We start from the raw sequence: 16,862 nt of genomic DNA on the forward strand, positions 1-16,862 counted from the left end.
ATCGTTCTAGCGGGGTGAGTCTAGTTCAGGCGACCGGCGACGGCGAGGAACTCCTCGTGGGTGAGCGCGCTGCCGCCGTTCCAGGCGCGCTCGGCCATGGCTCGCAGCGGCCCTCGGATGCCGTCGCCGACCTCTTGCGGCGACTGGGCCGCGGGGTCATCCGACCAGACCGAGAACGCGACGCCGAGCAATGCATCCGGGTAGGGCGCAGCGATCTCCTGCACCCTCCCCCCTGGCAGGGCGGAGAAGAGGCCGGGGTGCCAGTCTGCGGCCCAGATCCGCTCACTGGTCGGGTAGGAGTATCCCGCCTGCTCGCCGAGGACGTAGTAGAACAGCGCGTCGTTGAAGTTGACCAGGGCGTGACCCGCGCCGACGGCATCCGCCACCGGCCGCATCTGCGCATGCCAGTTGGTCCACCAGGTGAGCACGATCTCCTGGTCGAGCGTCACCGCGCTGCTGCGCAGCATCCCGTCGTTCCATGCCCGCGCCGCGAAGCCCCGTTCACGCAGATGAGCGCCGATGCCGTTGACGAAGCTCGTGAGCAGATCGAAGCCGGTCGCCTCCGGTCCGAACCGCTCACGCGCGGCTTCCGCCAGCACGGGATACTCGTCGATCCGGGCGAAGTCCACGAACTCGTCGCCGCCGAGGTTCCATCGAGTGCTGCGTGCGAAGACGGGCGCGACATCGTCGATCAGGTTCTCGGCGAATCGCACGGCATCCGCGCGGGTGACATCGAGCGCATGGTCCGTCTCGAGCGCGCCCGCAGACGGAAGGCGGAGCGACGGATGCTGCGCCAGTGCGTGCCGAAGGTGCCCCGGCATGTCGAGCGAGGGTATGACGTCGATGTGCAGGTCTGCTGCGGCATCCAGCACCCGCGCCGCCTCGTCTCGGGTCACGTGCTCGGCCGAGACGATCTCGGGAAAGCGCTCGGATGCCAGCCGGAAGCCCTCGTTCTCGGAGAAGTGCCACTGGAACGTGTTGATGCCCACGTCTGCCAGCTCGTGCAGCAGCGTGATCATCCACTCGCTCGAGAAGTACTTGCGGGCCGCGTCGAGGTGGAAGCCGCGTTCGACGACCGCCGGAGCGGACTCCACCCGGCCGCGCGGGATCACGCCGTGCGCCCGCAGGTTCTGCAACAGCTGCCGCGTGGCCCGGAACACCCCGGCAGGGGTGCCGGCGTTGACCTCGACGTCATCGGCGACCACGACCGAGAACGATTCACCGCTCCATCCGCCGGCGCGGAGCCGGATGGCGGATCGCCCGCCGTGCTCGATGCCGAGCTCGGCGAGCTCGCGCTCCAGACGTCTCGCCTCTCCTTCGAACTCCGAAGCTTCGGCGATGACGTGAACCGACGCCTGCCGCCAGTCGCCTCCGGTCAGGGCGACAGACGTCGGCTGCGGAATCGAGAACCACCGCGGGCCGACGGAGTCGGGCGAGGTCATCCCTTGACGCTGCCTTCCTCCACCCCACGGAAGAAGTGCTTCTGCAGCACCGCGAACAGCACGATGATCGGCACCAGCGCGATCATGGTGCCCGCGGCGATCACCCGTGGATTGGCGGCGAAGTTGGAGCTCAGGTACTGCATCCCGACGGTGAGCGTGTAGTTCGCGGGGTCGGACAGCACGACCAGGGGCCAGAGGAAGTCATCCCAGGCGCCGATGAATGAGAAGAGCGCGACGACCGAGACCATGCCGCGGATGTTCGGCCACACGATGTGGCGCAGGCGCTGCATCGTGTTCGCACCGTCGATGGTCGCAGCATCCAGGGCATCGGCCGGAACCATGCGGCACGCGGCCATCATCAGCAGCACGTTGATCGCCGCGATCGCGCCGGGCAGGAACACGCCCCAGAGGGTATTGGCGAGTCCGAGCGACTTGATGGTCAGGTACTGACTCGTCAGCGTCACTTCGGCGGGGAGCAGCAGGGTGGAGAAGAAGATCGCCAGGATGACCCACTTGAAGCGGAACTTCATGGTGCCGAGCGCATAACCGCCGAGGGTGGCGAAGACGACGTTGGTGATCACCGTGCCGACGCCGACGAGCAGGGAGTGCCATGCGTAGTCGATCACCGGGATGGTGCGGAACACTTCTGCGTAGTTGTCGAGGGTCGGCGCTGCCGGAATCAACTGCGGCGGAAAGTCGTAGATGTTCTCGGTCGCACCCTTGAACGATGTCGACATCTGCCAGAGGAAGGGGAACACCATGATCACGAGCACGCCGACCAGCAGTGCGTACTTGCCGACCAGTCCGCCCGGTGTGGGCTTCATGATGTCGGCAGAGCCGCGACCGCGGTACGGCTTCTCCTTGCGCGGCTTCGCCGCGGTGTTCGCGCGTGTCAAGGTCATCGCAACGCCTCCTCGGCTTTCGCCGCCCGATCGACTCGTGCGGATGCTTCGGCCGACGCTGCACGGTCGACCCCCGCGGCCTCATCGGCCGACGCTGCACGGTCGACTCGCGCGGCTTCCTCAGCCGTCGCCGCGCGGTCGACTCGAGCCGCTTTGGCCGCACGTCTGTTCGAGAGCATCTCCTTGATGGTGTCGCCGTTGTTCACGAGCGCGACGATCAGCAGGGGAACGAGCGTGAGGAGGAAGAGCACCAGCGAGATCGCGGATGCATACCCCACCTGGCCGTTCAACCCCTTGCCCATCGACTGGATGAGCATCACCATGCTCATGGCCCGGCCGCCCGGCCCGCCAGAACCGTTCGAGAGCACGTAGAGCTCGGTGAACACCCGCATCGCGCCGACGCACACCAGCACCGAGACGAGCATCATCGGACCGCGCACGCCGGGAACGGTCACCGACCAGAACCGGCGCCACCGGCCGGCTCCGTCCATCGCGGCCGCCTCATGCAACTCGCGCCCGACGCTTCCGAGGGCCGCCAGGTAGACGACCATGTAGTAGCCGAGTCCCTTCCAGACCGTCAGCCCGATCGCACAGCCGATCAGCAACCAGCGATCGGAGAGGAACTCGATCGGGCGGTCGATGAGCCCGAAGAAGCTCAGCGCCGAGTTGATCGTTCCGCTTCCGGAGAAGAGGAACTCCCAGACGATCGCCACGACCACCGCGGAGGCGATCACGGGAAAGTAGAACGTGGTGCGGAAGAACCCGATCGCCGGCACCTTGTTGTGCACGAGCAGAGCGAGCAGCAGCGGCAGGAACGTGAGCAGCGGCACGCACACGACGACGTAGACCAGCGAAGTGGTCAGCGCGTAGCCGAACCTGTCGTCCTGGAACATCTTCTCGAAGTTCGCGAGACCGACGAACTCGGCGGGGCGAAGGGGGCGAGCATCCGTGAACGCGAGTGCGACGGTGTTCAGGAACGGCCAGATGGCGAAGACGAACACCCAGATCACGCCCGGGGCCAGGAGCAGGTACGGCACGTACCAGCGCTGTCGTCTCATGGCCTTCGCCCCCTTCGCTTCTCGTCAGCGGTCATCCGACGAAGTTCTGCTCTGCGTACTCGACCGACTTGTCCAGTGCTTCCTTGGCCGTGATCTCACCCTTGACGGCGAGGGCGATCTGCTGCTTCGCGTAGGTCTCCATCGCTTCGGTGAACTGCGGGGCGCCCATCATCTGCGCATCGTCCATCTGCGCTGCGGCCAGTTCGTTGGCGGTTTCCTGCATCGGGTTCTGGGCGACCTCGGCGAAGACCGAGACGTCTTCGTTGGCAGCGATCGTGCCGGGGAAGAAACCGGCCGCGAGCCCCACGAACTCGATCTGGTTGTCAGTGTCGGTGAGGAACTCGGCGAAGGCCAGCGCGGTCGCGGCGTTCTCGCTGTTCCCCGACACGCTGATGCCCTGCACGAACAGCGGCGGGTTGCCGAAGCCGTTGGAGACGGCGACATCGGGCAGCAGGTTCGGCGCGTTCACGGCGAGATCCTTGTCGATGTAGTTCGGTCCTGCGGTCGCCCAGGCGACGGTGCCCTTGTTGAAGTTGTTGATGTTCGCATTGGCCGTTCCCGCATTCTGCAGCGCCTCGGGAGAGACCGCTCCCGCTTCGTACAGTTCGGCGTACCGCTCGACGATCGCCTCTGCCTCCGGGGTGTTGAACACGAACTCGCCGTCTTTGAAGACGTCGAGCGTGCCGCCGCCGTCGGAGACCATGATCTGCAGCGATTTCGGGCTGGGAACATCTGAGATCGTCTGGATTCCGGCAGCAGCGAGGCTCTCGGCAGCATCCAGCGTCGCCTCGAACGTCTCAGGCGTCTCGGTCACGCCGCCCTGGGCGAGCAGCGCCGTGTTCCAGTAGTTCAGTTCGGTGCCGAGGTACCACGGGAAGCCGAACGATCCGTCGATGCCGTCGTAGGTGTAGGCATCGACACCACCGGTGACGTACTCGTCGAGGATCTCGGAAGCGCTGGCCAGATCGAGGAGCTGATCGGCCGCAGCGAGCGAGTGCGCATACTCCGGCGGAAGGTTGATGACATCGGGCAGCTCGCCGGACTCGGCCTGCTGCAGAATCTTGTCCTCGTAGCCGTCGGCAGGCTGATCGACCCAGTTCACGGTCGTGCCGGGGTTCTCCTCTTCGAAGGCGTCGATGACGCTCTTGAAATAGGGCGTGAACTTGTCGTTCTTCAGCGACCAGGTCTGGAACGAGATCTCGCCGCTGATCTCACCGTCGGCACCGCCGGCAGCGGGCGCGGATGCTCCGCCCGTGCATGCCGTGAGTGCGAGCGCAGAGGCCAGTGCGAGTCCGGCGGCCACAGTTGTGCGGGTCTTCATGGACGGTTTCTCCTTCGAAGTGTCCAGCTGCGGCGCGGCCCGTCAGGTCGTCTCGCAGCCACTACTAAAACGATATAGTGACCATAGCATGCCACGTCGATCTTCGACTCGTCCAGCGCTGGGCGACACCGGCCACGATGCCGAACCTGAAAGGACCGCGATGACCAGCCTCGCCTCCCCGCTGCGCTTCGGCGCCAACTACACTCCCACCACCGACTGGATGCACGCGTGGATGTCGTTGGAGCTCGATGACGTGCGCCGCGATTTCGAGGCGCTCGCCGAGATCGGGCTCGACCACGTGCGGATCTTCCCGCTGTGGACCCTCCTGCAGCCCAATCGCACGCTCATCCGCGAGCAGGCGGTGGCCGATGTCCGCGCCGTGGTGGATGTCGCCGCGGAGTTCGGACTCGATGCGAGCGTCGACGTCATCCAAGGGCACCTGTCGAGCTTCGACTTCATCCCTTCGTGGTTGCACACCTGGCATGACAAGAACATGTTCACCCACCCCGATGCGCTCAGCGGCCAGGTGGAACTGGTCACCGGCCTCGGTGAACGGCTCGGCGAGGCGGGCAACTTCCTCGGCTTCACCCTGGGCAACGAGACCAATCAGTTCTCCGCGCAGAACCACCCTTCGCCGTGGCCCGTGTCGCCCGCCGAAGCCGCGGGCTGGATCACCGCCCTGCTTGACGCCGCTCAGGCCGCCGCACCGGCTCAGGAGCATGTGCACAGCGAGTACGACGCGGCCTGGTACATGGACGGACACGGCTTCACCCCGGCGCACGCGGCCCGACTCGGCGCGATGAGCACCGTGCACTCGTGGATCTTCAACGGGACCGCGCAGCGCTACGGCGGCCGCTCGATCGCCTCCGACCGGCACGCCGAGTACCTGATCGAGCTGGCCCGCGGCTTCGCCACCGACCCGCACCGGGCGATCTGGCTGCAAGAGGTCGGAGCGCCGTCGAACTGCCTCACTCCCGAGGAGACACCGGGCTTCCTCGAGGCCACCGTGCGCTCCGCCGCCCGCACCGAGAACCTGTGGGGGGTCACGTGGTGGTGCTCCCACGATGTCAGCAGAAGGCTGGCCGACTTCCCCGAGCTCGAGTACACGCTCGGCCTCGTGGACCAGGACCGACGGATCAAACCCATCGGCCGCCGGTACGCAGAGCTCATCCCGGAACTGCGCCGACGATCGGAGCCGCCGGTTCGCAACCTCGGCATCGTCATCGAGGTCGACGAGCACGAGACCCCGATCAGCCGGGCTGCGATGAGCCCCGGCGGGTCGATCTTCCAGGCCTGGGTGGATGCCTGCACCGCGGGCGTCGATCCCGCCATCGTCACGTCGCTGGATGCGGACAGGCCCGAGATCCTCGCGGCTCGCGGAATCACCGAGCTCGTTCGACCGGCTCTGGGCGACGAGGCAGCGTATTCCTCGCAGAACACGGTCGTCGCCGACTGATCGGCCGGCCGATCGGACGGCCCGACGCGGGTCAGTGCCGGGGCTCAATGCGGGGCGGCGGTGCTCTCACGCACGGTGAGTTGCGGCAATGCGCCCACGCGGTCGGGCAGCACCTCGGCCGACTCGATCTGCTCCCGCAGAAACTCGGCCGCGGCTGCGCCGAGGCCGAAGGTGTCGCGTGTGATGCACGTGATCGAGGGCCGCACGAGCCCGGCGACGACGGAGTCGTCGAATGACGCGATCGACAGCTCATCGGGCACGGCCACCCGCATCTCCTGCGCGACCCGGAGCCCGGCGATGGCCATCACGTCGTTGTCGAAGACCACGGCGCTCGGGCGTTGCGGGCGACTGAGCAGACGGCGCATCGCCGTCGCCGCCGCGTTCGGCGAGAAGTCCGTGGCGATGACCTCACCGGCGATCCCGCGCGCACCCAGCCCTTCGAGCACCTCGGTGCGCATCCTCGTGTGCTGGAACTCCGCCGGCCCGGCGACGAAGGCGATCGAGCGGTGCCCGAGCGCGACCATGTAGTCGAAGAGCGAATGGGCCACGTGCCGGTCGTCGAGCCAGATGGCCGCGGGATGCCCCGCTTCCGATTCATGACTGCCGATGACGACGGCGGGCAGTGCCATCTCCTGCAGTGCGGCGAGCCGGGGGTCGTCGTCGCGAGGGTCGATCACGATCACGCCGTCGACCTGGTTGGCGCTGCGCCAGTGACGATAGATCGCCACCTCCTCTTCGATCGAGGAGACCAGCACCATCTGCATGGCGATGCGGTACTCGGCCAGCGCGGACTGCACACCGGCGATCAGGTCGGTGAAGAAGGCCTCGGTGCCGAGCGTGCCCGCCGACCGGTTCACCGCGAAGCCGATGACGCCGGCACGTGAACCCACCAGCGCGCGGGCGGCGGAACTCGGCAGCCACTGGTGCTCGGCCGCGATGTCGAGGATGCGCTGACGGGTCTGGTCGCTGACGCCCGGGCGTCCGTTCAGGGCGAACGACACCGCACCCGGAGACACTCCCGCGAGTCTCGCGATGTCCGTGATGGTGACGCGTTTCGCCTTCGGCATGTCCTCACTGTAGCGATACAGGCGGCTCGCCGGTTCGATTGAACCGTGCCGTTGCGTGTTCCGTGACACGCAAGAACTAAATCGCTATAGTTTCGAACGCCATGGGAATCGTGATGTTCTCACGCTCCCCCTCGAAGAAGAGAGAAGCCATGAAACGAACGACAGCACTCGGAGCGGGAACGCTGCTGGCCGGACTCGCCGCTTTCGGCACTCAGCCTGCATTCGCCGTCGACACCGCCGCCACCACTGCCGGGAACACCGCGCATTGCGAGAGCGAGCCGCTCGCGATGGCGTACTACCGAACTTGGCGCGACGTCACGGTGCCGCAGAGCGCGAACTCGAATCTGCCCGACCCGAACGTCAGCCGCATGACCGATCTTCCGACGGGGATCGATGTCGCGATGGTCTTCGACGCGGGAGACACCGCCGACACCGCGTACTGGGACACACTCCGCGACACCTATGTGCCGGCCCTGCACGCCCAGGGCACGAGGGCCGTGTACACCCTGTGGATCGACGACCTGGCGGAAGCCGACATCCCGCTGACCGAAGCCGCCTATCGCGCCTATGCGCAGGAGCTGGTCGACACCTACGTCACCCCCCTACGGACTCGACGGACTCGACATCGACGTCGAGTCCTACCCGAGCGGCGATGGCCTCACCCGTGCGATCGGTGTCTTCAACGCGCTCGGCGAGCTGATCGGGCCGAAGTCGGGCACCGACCAGCTGTTCATCTACGACACCAACCAGTCGGGCGACACGGCCCTGTTCCAGGCGGTGTCCGACAATGTGTCGTTCGTGCTGCTGCAGGCCTACGGCCGCGGAACCGCGGGGATGCAGTCGACCTGGAACACCTTCGCCGACGAGATCGCACCGTGCCAGTTCCTGCCCGGGTTCTCGTTCCCCGAAGAACAGGACCGCACTCGCTGGGGCGACGCCGAGGGTCTGTACGATCCGGCGACGGCACCGTCATCGACGGCCTACCAGTACGCGACGTGGCAACCGGAGGGAGCGACCAAGGGCGGCTTCTTCTCATACGCGGTCGATCGCGACGGCAAGGTCTGGGGAGACGACACCATCACCCCGACCGTGTTCTCGTGGACGAAGGCGCTGATCTCGCTGCAGGATGAGGCGGCCGGCGTCGTCGACGCCCCGCCCGCCGCGCCCGCTGCGAAGCTGAGCCGTGACCGCGTGACGATCACGGGTACCGGGTTCCCGAACGCCCAGATCGATCTCTCCGCCAGGGGTCTCGGCCGTCTGCCCTCCGACGCGCAGACGACGGTCGGCCACGACGGCACCTGGTCGGTCACGCTCGACCGGAAGCTCACGTTTCTGATGAGCGTGTCGATCACGCAGAAGTGGTGGAACACCGCGGCCTCCGATGCGGCGACGGTGCGTTTCACGCCCTGGGCGCACTGACCCCACGGATCGATGGAGGGCGGATGCGGGAATCGGCCGCGTCCGCCCTCACCCTGTGCCCTTCGCCGCCGCCTTGGCGGCCTGCTTCGTCGCCCGCACCTTGGCGAGCGACTCGGGGTCGACGATGTCGGCGACCGAGCGGAACGCCCCCTCGTCGCCGTAGGCCCCGGCGGCCTCGCGCCAGCCGGGAGCCTCGACCCCGCACTGCTTGCCGAGCAGTGCGAGGAAGATCTTCGCCTTCTGCTCGCCGAAGCCCGGGAGCGCCTTCAGCCGCGTGAGCACCTCTGCGCCGCTCGGCGCATCCAGCGTCCAGATGGCGGATGCCTCTCCGCCCCAGTCCCCGACGACCGCCGCGGCGAGCGCCTGCACGCGACCGGCCATCGAGCCCGGGAACCGGTGCACCGCCGGGGTCTGCCTGAAGACCTCGACGAACGCCTCGGGGTCGTAGCCCGCGATCGTCTCGGGGTCGATCGCGCCGATGCGCGAGCGGATCTTCTCCGGCCCCGCGAACGCGGACTCCATGGTCACCTGCTGGTCGAGGAGCATTCCCGTGAGCAGCGCGAACGCGTCGTCGCTGAGCAGCTCGTCGGCGGCCTGCTCCCCCGTGATGTGCAATGCCATGCCCCCATCCTTCCACTCGGGCGCCGCGGCATCCCGAGCGCTTCGAATCGAGCCCGCCGAATGCGGACGAGAACTGACCGCTTCGTTGTCTACCGTCGAAGCAGGCGATTCGATGGAACGGATCGCACCCCACCCTCGGAGGAGTCACCATCATGGACTGGAAGATCGAACTCATCTTCGTGCCCGTCACCGACGTCGACCGCGCGAAGGCGTTCTACGTCGACAAGCTCGGGTTCAACGCCGACCACGACCAGACCGTCACCGAAGGGCTGCGCTTCGTGCAGCTCACACCGCCCGGTTCCGCCTGCTCGATCGCGATCGGCGAGGGTCTCGGCGGCGGACTGCAGCCGGGCCAGCAGGACTCGATCCAGGTCGTCATCGCCGACGCCGACGCCGTGCTCGCCGACCTTCGCGCCAAGGGCGTCGAGGCCGACGGCGTCGACGATCAGGCGTGGGGCCGCTTCATCACGTTGGCAGACCCCGACGGCAATCGCTGGACGCTGCAGGAACTGCCCGACTACAGCCAGCAGGCGTAGCAGTCGCGGGGTGAGCGGATGCCGCGGCGCCCCCGTCATCGGCAGCGGGCCCGCATTCGCGCGACGCGAATGCGGGCCCTCGTGGCCGATCGGAGGGACTACCCGCAGCCGGCGGCCGCGACCGAGACCTGCGACCGGTGGCTGCGCCCGTCGGCGGACTCACCCTCGATCGACGCCGAGTCGCCGTCGATCGAAGCCGATCGCGTCGCGAACGAGCTCGACACGCCCTTGCCCGGCGTGACCGAGATCGTCTTGGTGCCGTAGGCGGTCGTGATCGTGACGGTCGCGGTGGCATCGTCGGCGTTGCGCACGGTGACGACCTCGTAGACCTTGCCGGCGACGCAACGCGTGGTCGCCGAGGCCGCGAGGGCGAGGCCGGCTTCGAGCTCGATCTCGGTCGACACCGACGGGCTGACGAGCCCGTCGACGTACCCGTCGTACGAGGCGATGACGGCGTCGACGTCGGCGGGCACGGCCACCGACGCGGTGCCGTCGACGAGGTGCACCATCTCGCTCCAGCTGCCGCCGGTGAACGTGACGGCACCCGCGACCTGGCCGCCGTCGGCCGCGGAGACCTCCGCGGTCACGGTGCGACCGTCTGCCGCCAGTGTGGTGCTCGACGACACCGCGGCGACCGAGGTCCAGTCGTGCATCGCCGTGAGCACCGACTGGGAGACGCTCACGAACGAGCCGTGACGGGGGCTGGCGGGCAGGCCGCCGACCGGGCGCACGTTCCAGTCCGCGCGCTTCGACAGGCGGTCGGTCTGAGTGCTGCTCGCGATCTCGTCGCCGCTGGTCACGAACGCGCGGTACCCGCCGGCACTGAAGTTGTCGACGAGGAAGACGTAGCCGTCGTCGTCGGCGGTGTTGCTCGGGTCGCCTTCGTTCAGCTTGATGATCTGCGGCCCCTCACCCACCTGGTTCGTCTCGAGGCGCGTCATGTTGGTGTCGGTCAGCTGCCACGTCGTCTCGGGATCGGCGTTCCAATCCGATCCGGTCGTGGGCGCCGTCAGCACCTTCGAACGCTCGAGGAAGATGTCCTTTCCCGCCTCGAGGCCGTCTGCGGCGCCGCCCTCTTCGTTCTTCGTGAACCGGTAGTAGTAGTCGCCGATCTTCTCGATGGTCGAGTCGATGCGCGCGTAACCGGTGTTCTGCCACTCGGTGGGCGGGTACGTGAACGTCGTGAAGTCACGCGTGAGCACCGTGAACACGCGGGCGTGGAGGTTGTCGCTGTTCGTGTGCGACGCGTCGGCGTACAACCGAGACGAGAAGTGCACGACGTACGACTGCAGCTCGTCGTCCCAGTACGCCTCGGGAGCCCACGTCATACCGGCCTCGGGCTGGTTGACGCTGATGCCCGAGTTCTCGCCGTTCGTGCGCTCCCAGTGCACGAGGTCGGTCGACTCCCACACGTTGATCTTCAGGCTTCCAGCCGACTGCGCCGGCCCCCAGCCGGTGCCGCAGCTGATGCAGAGGTCGGTGGCGATCATGTAGTACTTGTCGCCGTTCTGGGAGCGGAGGATGTACGGGTCGCGCAGGCCCGTGGTGTCGGCCGTCGAGGTGATCACCGGGTTGCCGCCGTTGACGGTCTCGAAGGTGAAGAAGTCGTTGCCCGTGGTGGCGGCCTGGTAGATCTTCTCGTCGCCGTCGGACTTGAAGTACGCGGCCGCGTATCCGGCGTCGGGCGCCGAACGGCCGTGCTCGGCCACGGTGACCTCGAAGGTGCGCTCGGCCGTCTGCCCGTTGAGCGTTGCGCTGGCGATGAGGGTGACCTCGCGGTCGCCCTCGCCGTATGCGGGTCGCGTGACGAGCCCGCCGCCGGCGAAGGGGTCGGCCGAACCGACCGAGGGCGCGGCGTATGCGGCATCCGTCGATGTGACGAGCGCCGGGTCGGACGACGTCCAGGTGATGGCCGCGCCGTTGACCGTTCCCGTCGTCGCCAACGGGAGGTTCTCGGTCGTGCGCTCGTCGAGTGCGATCGCGTCGAGGTCGGCCGAGACGCTCGGTGCGAGCACCGTCGCGTCGAAGGTGAGCGTCGAGCCGAGCGAGGTCGTCACCGTCAGCGTCACCGGCGTGTCTTCGGTGATCGAACGCGAGACCGCGCCCGTGGTCGAGATGACCGCCTCGTCGGACGACGACCACGCGAGGGTGATGCCGTTGACGGATGCCGGCAGCGTCAGCGTGCTCGACACCGCATCGAGCGACGGGTTGGCGCCGAGCATCGCGGCGAGGATGTCGCCGCGGATGAGCCCCTCGGTGGCCGCGGTCTTCTCGGCGGCCGTGGGCATGCTCGCCGAGACGTCGTCAGCGGTCAGCGCGACATCCCAGAACTTCACGTCGGAGACGTCGGCCCGAAGCAGGGGGTCGCCCTGGTAGAGCGAACGACCGAGATAGCCCAGCACGTCGCCACTCGGAATGATCGAGCTGAGCGAGCGCGTGTGCGTGACCGTGGAGATCACGACGCCGTCGCGGTACAGCGTCAGCGTGTTGCCCGAACCGACCATGGTCAGCGTCGTGAACCCGGGGTTCAGCCCGCCGCCTGCCGGCATGCGGGTCTCGCCGTTGCCCGCACCCGACTTCACGCGGATGGCGGCCAGCACCTGATTGGAATAGCCGCCCTGCGAAGAGCGGGGGCTGAGGAAGATGTGGTTGCCGAGCTGCGTCGTGTCCCACGGGCCGACGCCGGCACCGATGACCCAGCCGAAGTGGTTCGCGGCGGTCTGGGTGGAGACGGTGTACTCGACGGTGAAGCTGTTGTCCGCCGCCGTGACGAGGCCCTGCGGAAGTGCCGCGTAGCCGTCGGCCTTGAAGCGCAGCACGTCGCCGCCGCCCGCGGTGACGAACGACTCGTCGGTGAGACCCGTGAGGGTCGCATCGCGGCCGTTGCCCGACACGTCGAGCAGGGTCGAACCCTCATGCGACATGTCGTAGTGGGCGGTCGGAGCCGGCACTTCGGCGGCATTCGCGGCGAGCGGCGCCGAACCCAGCAGCGACACCGCAAGCGCGGCGACGACGGAGGACGCGAGCGCCGGGCGCGTGGAGCGCCGGCGTGGTGCGTTCGCGGACGTGGTCGATAGTGGTCTCATCGGCGAGAACCCTCTCGGATCTGGTGTGCGCTCGCTCAGATGCCCTGAGCGAGTCGGTAGTACGCCTGGTTCCAGCGCAGCTCGCGCTGGAAGCCGCGCACGGTGGTGTCCTCGTCGATGACGACGAGCTCGGTCCCAGCGATCTCCGCGAAGTCCCGGAACACCTCGATGCCGACCGCCGTGGTCATCACGGTGTGGTGGGCGGCGCCGGCAGCGAGCCAGCAGGCTGCGGATGTCGCGAAGTCGGGTGCCGGCTCCCACACCGCGCGCCCGACCGGGAGCTTGGGCAGATCGGGGGCGTCGACGTTCTGCACGACGTTGGCGACGAGCCGGAACCGGTCGCGCATGTCGCTCATCGCCACGACGAGGGCGGGCCCTGGATCTGCGGTGAAGACGAGACGCACGGGGTCGTCCTTGCCGCCGATGCCGAGTTCGTGCACCTCGAGGCGCGGCCTGGCCGACGTGAGCGAGGGTGAGACCTCGAGCATGTGCGCGCCGAGGATGCGCTCCGCACCGGGCACGAGGTCGTAGGTGTAGTCCTCCATGAGGCTCGCACCGCCCGGCAGCCCCGACCCCATCACGTTCGCGACGCGAACCAGGATCGCGGTCTTCCAGTCGCCTTCGGCGCCGAAGCCGTAGCCCTCGGCCATGAGGCGCTGCACCGCGAGACCCGGCAGCTGCTTGAGTGCGCCGAGATCCTCGAACGACGTCGTGAACGCGCCGAATCCGCCCTCCTCGAGGAAGGAGCGAAGGCCGAGTTCGATCGCGGCGCCGTCACGCAACGACTGGTGTCGCTCCGCACCCGGGAGCAGTTCGCCCGCCACCTCGTACATCTCGACGTACTCGGCGACGAGCGCATCGACATCCGTTTCGCTCTGCGACTCGACCGCGGCGACGAGTTCGTTCACGCCCCACGTGTTCACCTGCACGCCGAATCGCAGCTCAGCCTCGGTCTTGTCGCCCTCGGTGACCGCGACGAAGCGCATGTTGTCGCCGAAACGCGCGAGCTTCAGCGTGCGTGATGCCGCCCAGCCGGCGGCGGCGCGCTCCCAGTCCTCGATCTGCTGCCGCACGACCGGATTCGACACGTGACCGACGACCGTCTTGCGCGCGACGCCGAGCCGCGTCTGGATGTAGCCGAACTCGCGGTCGCCGTGCGCGGCCTGGTTCAGGTTCATGAAGTCGAAGTCGATGTCGGCCCAGGGCAGTTCGACGTTGGCCTGCGTGTGCAGGTGCAGCAGGGGCTTCCGCAGGGCGTCGAGGCCCGCGATCCACATCTTCGCAGGGCTGAACGTGTGCATCCACGCGATCACGCCGATCACGTCGTCACGCGTGTTCACCTCGAGTGCGAGTCGGCGGATCGAGTCGGAGTCCTTCAGGACCGGCTTCCACACGACCTTCACGGGAAGGCCGCCGAGGCCCGCGACGACCGCCTGGGACTGCTCGGCGACCTGACGGAGGGTCTCCTCGCCGTACAGGCTCTGGCTGCCGGTGACGAACCACACCTCGTAGGACTCGAGCGAGGTGGAGAGGGGCTGACGGGGCATGGTGGTTCCTTCGCTGGTGGATCTGTTCGTTCTGATCGTTCTTGGTCGTACGGGTCGTACGGGTCGTGAGATTCGTGCGATTCCGGATGTCGCGGTCAGAGCACCCGCACGGCGGTCCGCTCGACCTCGAGACCCGCGTGATACCGGGAGAGATAGGCGGCGAAGCCGGGGACGTCCTCGGGGTCGGGGTCGACGACGTTGAAGTCGTCGCCGCGGAAGACGCGTTCGCGCAGGTAACCGTCGAGGTCGAGACCGTCTGACGCGGACAGGTACGACGCCAGCACGGCGATGCCCCACGCGCCGCCTTCGGACGCGGTCTCCCCGACCGCGACGGGAGCGTCGAGGGCTCCGGCGAGGAAGCGCTGCGCGACGCCGGCGGTGCGGAACATGCCGCCGTGTGCGAACATCCGATCGAGTTCGACGCCTTCGCCCGCGAGCACGCGCATGCCGAGGCTGAGCGTGCCGAAGACACCGTAGAGCTGCGCGCGCATCACGTTGGCGAGCGTGAAACTGCTGTCGGGCGTGCGCACGAACAGCGGCCGCCCCTCGCTGAGCCCCGCGATCGGCTCGCCGGCGAGATGGTTGTAGGCCAGGAGGCCGCCGGCATCGGGATCGCCGTCGAGCGCCTCGCGGAAGAGCGCCTCGAACACCTCGTCGGAACTGTGCCCGCCGCCCGTGACCTCGGCGAAGCGGGAGAACATTCCCACCCAGGCTGCGAGCTCGCTCGCGCCGTTGTTGCAGTGCACCATCGCGACCGGGTCGCCGGCCGGCGTGGTGACGAGGTCGAGTTCGTGGTGGATGCCGGCGAGCGGCCGCTCGAGCACGACCATGGCGAAGATGCTCGTGCCCGCGCTGACGTTGCCGGTGCGGGGCGCGACCGAGCAGGTTGCGACCATGCCGGTGCCCGCGTCGCCCTCGGGCGGGCAGAAGGGGATGCCGGGCGACAGCGCACCCGAGGGATCGAGGAGGGCAGCGCCGTCGGCCGTGAGCTCGCCGGCCTGCTGCCCCGCGACGAGCACCTCGGGCAGCAGTTCGGCGACCTTCAGCCCGAACGCGCGTTCTTCGACCAGCCCGTCGAACTTCGAGAGCATCGAGGCGTCGTAGTCGCCGGTGGCGGCATCGATGGGGAACATGCCCGACGCATCGCCCACACCGAGCACCCGGCGCCCGGTGAGCTTCCAGTGCACGTAGCCGGCGAGCGTCGTCAGGAAGGCGGCGTCGGCGACGTGCGGCTCGTCGTCGAGCACCGCCTGGTAGAGGTGCGCGATCGACCAGCGCAGCGGGATGTTCACGCCGAGCAGGGCGGAGAGCACCTCGGAGGAACGACCGGTGCTGGTGTTCCGCCACGTGCGGAACGGCACCAGGAGCTCGTCGCTCTCGTCGAAGGCGAGGTAGCCGTGCATCATCGCCGAGACGCCGATCGCCCCGGCCGTCGTCAGCTGCACCCCGTGCCGGCGCTGAGCGTCGGCGACCAGTTCGGCGTGGGCGGCCTGCACGCCGGTCCACACGTCATCGAGCGCGTAGGTCCAGACGCGGTGCTCGAACCGGTTCTCCCACTCGTGACTGCCGACGGCGAGCACGGTGGCCGGGTCGTCTGCCAGCACCAGGCACGCCTTGATGCGCGTCGAGCCGAGCTCGATTCCGAGCGACGTGCGACCTTCGAGGATCGCCGCCGCCGCGGCATCCGTCATCGTGCCACTCATCGGCGCTCGTCCCCGCTCTGGCCGTATACGTTCTGGTACCGATCATAGAGACGGTCGACGGCGGCCTGCGGGATCGGGATCAGCGGCCCCGCCTCTCGTGCGAAGTGCACGGTGCGGGCGACGTCCTCGACCATGACCGCGGCCTTGACCGCGTCTTTCGCAGAGGTGCCGATGGTGAACGGGCCGTGGTTCTGCATGAGCACCGCGCGCGAGCGATGCCCGGAGAGGGTCTCGACGATGCCGCGACCGATCGAGTCGTCGCCGATGATCGCGAACGGACCGATCGGGATCGGGCCGCCGAACTCATCGGCCATCGCCGTGATCACGCACGGGATCTCTTCGCCCCGCGCAGCCCACGCGACCGCGTAGGTGGAATGGGTGTGCACCACTCCCCCGACGGCGGGCATGTTGCGATACACGTAGGCGTGCGCCGCAGTGTCGCTCGACGGGCTGCGCTCGCTCCCGGGCGTACCCGGGATCACGTTGCCGTCGAGGTCGCAGAGGATCATGTTCTCGGGCGCGAGGTCGTCGTAGGAGACCCCCGACGGCTTGATCACGAACAGGTCTGCGCCGGGCACGCGGCCCGAGACGTTGCCGCCGGTCCAGACCACCAGGCCGTAGCGCACGAGCTCGCCGTGCAGCTTCGCCACATCCTCACGGACGACGGCGATCGCGGCATCCGTCTCGGGGCTCCACTCCGCCAT

General features: G+C 68.0%; 13 protein-coding genes and 1 pseudogene. 4 read left to right on the top strand and 10 right to left on the bottom strand.

All coding sequences use genetic code 11. From position 1 onward, the window contains the following. Positions 1–20: 20 nt before the first annotated feature. The 4 genes from FHG54_RS15235 to FHG54_RS15250 are packed head-to-tail and all read right to left on the bottom strand — an operon-like array spanning position 21 to position 4,723. Positions 21–1,442: a family 20 glycosylhydrolase gene (locus FHG54_RS15235; protein WP_139418021.1), complete on the bottom strand. Its 1,422-nt coding sequence runs from the start codon at positions 1,440–1,442 to the stop codon at positions 21–23. After that, complete coding sequence (locus tag FHG54_RS15240; protein WP_139418022.1) at positions 1,439–2,344, bottom strand: carbohydrate ABC transporter permease; 906 nt, start codon at positions 2,342–2,344, stop codon at positions 1,439–1,441. The genes FHG54_RS15235 and FHG54_RS15240 overlap by 4 nt, the downstream gene beginning before the upstream one ends. After that, a complete protein-coding gene (locus FHG54_RS15245) occupies positions 2,341–3,402 on the bottom strand; it encodes a carbohydrate ABC transporter permease (protein WP_232333662.1) in 1,062 nt (353 codons plus the stop codon). The genes FHG54_RS15240 and FHG54_RS15245 overlap by 4 nt, the downstream gene beginning before the upstream one ends. Before the next feature lie 31 nt (positions 3,403–3,433). Then, positions 3,434–4,723 (bottom strand): extracellular solute-binding protein, encoded by a 1,290-nt coding sequence (locus FHG54_RS15250; RefSeq protein ID WP_139418023.1) that lies wholly within the window; start codon positions 4,721–4,723, stop codon positions 3,434–3,436. On the opposite strand from FHG54_RS15250, the gene FHG54_RS15255 reads away from it, so the two are divergent. Further along, on the top strand, positions 4,722–6,179 hold the full coding sequence (locus tag FHG54_RS15255) for a glycoside hydrolase 5 family protein (RefSeq protein WP_233437802.1): 1,458 nt from the start codon (positions 4,722–4,724) through the stop codon (positions 6,177–6,179). The two genes, FHG54_RS15250 and FHG54_RS15255, sit on opposite strands and share 2 nt — an antisense overlap. A 44-nt stretch (positions 6,180–6,223) precedes the next feature. Here the strand turns inward: FHG54_RS15255 and FHG54_RS15260 are convergent, their stop codons facing one another. Then, positions 6,224–7,246 (bottom strand): LacI family DNA-binding transcriptional regulator, encoded by a 1,023-nt coding sequence (locus FHG54_RS15260; RefSeq protein ID WP_139418024.1) that lies wholly within the window; start codon positions 7,244–7,246, stop codon positions 6,224–6,226. 287 nt (positions 7,247–7,533) lie between these two features. Between FHG54_RS15260 and FHG54_RS17160 the strand changes: the two are divergent. Together FHG54_RS17160 and FHG54_RS15265 are read left to right on the top strand one after the other, a co-directional pair. Then, positions 7,534–7,785, top strand: a pseudogene (locus FHG54_RS17160) (EndoS/ChiA family endoglycosidase); the annotation flags it as partial. A 28-nt stretch (positions 7,786–7,813) separates the two neighbouring features. Next, on the top strand, positions 7,814–8,665 hold the full coding sequence (locus FHG54_RS15265; protein WP_139418025.1) for an EndoS/ChiA family endoglycosidase: 852 nt from the start codon (positions 7,814–7,816) through the stop codon (positions 8,663–8,665). A 48-nt stretch (positions 8,666–8,713) separates the two neighbouring features. Here the strand turns inward: FHG54_RS15265 and FHG54_RS15270 are convergent, their stop codons facing one another. Further along, positions 8,714–9,286, bottom strand: a complete 573-nt coding sequence (locus FHG54_RS15270; protein WP_139418026.1) for an HhH-GPD-type base excision DNA repair protein — start codon at positions 9,284–9,286, stop codon at positions 8,714–8,716. Between the two features lie 152 nt (positions 9,287–9,438). On the opposite strand from FHG54_RS15270, the gene FHG54_RS15275 reads away from it, so the two are divergent. Continuing rightward, positions 9,439–9,822 carry a glyoxalase superfamily protein gene (locus FHG54_RS15275; protein WP_139418027.1) on the top strand — a complete coding sequence of 128 codons (384 nt, stop codon included), beginning with the start codon at positions 9,439–9,441 and terminating at the stop codon, positions 9,820–9,822. 98 nt (positions 9,823–9,920) lie between these two features. Here FHG54_RS15275 and FHG54_RS15280 read toward each other — a convergent pair whose 3' ends face one another. The 4 genes from FHG54_RS15280 to FHG54_RS15295 form a co-directional block, all read right to left on the bottom strand. Then, a complete protein-coding gene (locus FHG54_RS15280) occupies positions 9,921–12,908 on the bottom strand; it encodes an immunoglobulin-like domain-containing protein (RefSeq protein ID WP_139418028.1) in 2,988 nt (995 codons plus the stop codon). Between the two features lie 35 nt (positions 12,909–12,943). Next, positions 12,944–14,455, bottom strand: a complete 1,512-nt coding sequence (araA, locus tag FHG54_RS15285) for an L-arabinose isomerase (RefSeq protein WP_139418029.1) — start codon at positions 14,453–14,455, stop codon at positions 12,944–12,946. 95 nt (positions 14,456–14,550) lie between these two features. After that, a complete protein-coding gene (locus tag FHG54_RS15290; protein ID WP_420837418.1) occupies positions 14,551–16,158 on the bottom strand; it encodes a xylulokinase in 1,608 nt (535 codons plus the stop codon). Then, a complete protein-coding gene (locus FHG54_RS15295) occupies positions 16,155–16,862 on the bottom strand; it encodes an L-ribulose-5-phosphate 4-epimerase (protein WP_139418030.1) in 708 nt (235 codons plus the stop codon). The genes FHG54_RS15290 and FHG54_RS15295 overlap by 4 nt, the downstream gene beginning before the upstream one ends.

This window comes from Agromyces laixinhei, from assembly GCF_006337065.1.
Classification (GTDB): Bacteria; Actinomycetota; Actinomycetes; order Actinomycetales; family Microbacteriaceae; genus Agromyces; species Agromyces laixinhei.

Excerpts from the sequence above, each read along its gene's own strand:
- FHG54_RS15295 (WP_139418030.1), bottom strand. The coding sequence starts at position 16,862 with ATGGCGGAGTGGAGCCCCGAGACGGATGCCGCGATCGCCGTCGTCCGT.
- FHG54_RS15240 (WP_139418022.1), bottom strand. The coding sequence starts at position 2,344 with ATGACCTTGACACGCGCGAACACCGCGGCGAAGCCGCGCAAGGAGAAG.
- FHG54_RS15255 (WP_233437802.1), top strand. The coding sequence starts at position 4,722 with ATGGACGGTTTCTCCTTCGAAGTGTCCAGCTGCGGCGCGGCCCGTCAG.
- FHG54_RS15260 (WP_139418024.1), bottom strand. The coding sequence starts at position 7,246 with ATGCCGAAGGCGAAACGCGTCACCATCACGGACATCGCGAGACTCGCG.
- FHG54_RS15250 (WP_139418023.1), bottom strand. The coding sequence starts at position 4,723 with ATGAAGACCCGCACAACTGTGGCCGCCGGACTCGCACTGGCCTCTGCG.
- FHG54_RS15245 (WP_232333662.1), bottom strand. The coding sequence starts at position 3,402 with ATGAGACGACAGCGCTGGTACGTGCCGTACCTGCTCCTGGCCCCGGGC.
- FHG54_RS15290 (WP_420837418.1), bottom strand. The coding sequence starts at position 16,158 with ATGAGTGGCACGATGACGGATGCCGCGGCGGCGGCGATCCTCGAAGGT.
- FHG54_RS15275 (WP_139418027.1), top strand. The coding sequence starts at position 9,439 with ATGGACTGGAAGATCGAACTCATCTTCGTGCCCGTCACCGACGTCGAC.
- FHG54_RS15270 (WP_139418026.1), bottom strand. The coding sequence starts at position 9,286 with ATGGCATTGCACATCACGGGGGAGCAGGCCGCCGACGAGCTGCTCAGC.
- araA (WP_139418029.1), bottom strand. The coding sequence starts at position 14,455 with ATGCCCCGTCAGCCCCTCTCCACCTCGCTCGAGTCCTACGAGGTGTGG.
- FHG54_RS15265 (WP_139418025.1), top strand. The coding sequence starts at position 7,814 with ATGCGCAGGAGCTGGTCGACACCTACGTCACCCCCCTACGGACTCGAC.
- FHG54_RS15235 (WP_139418021.1), bottom strand. The coding sequence starts at position 1,442 with ATGACCTCGCCCGACTCCGTCGGCCCGCGGTGGTTCTCGATTCCGCAG.
- FHG54_RS15280 (WP_139418028.1), bottom strand. The coding sequence starts at position 12,908 with ATGAGACCACTATCGACCACGTCCGCGAACGCACCACGCCGGCGCTCC.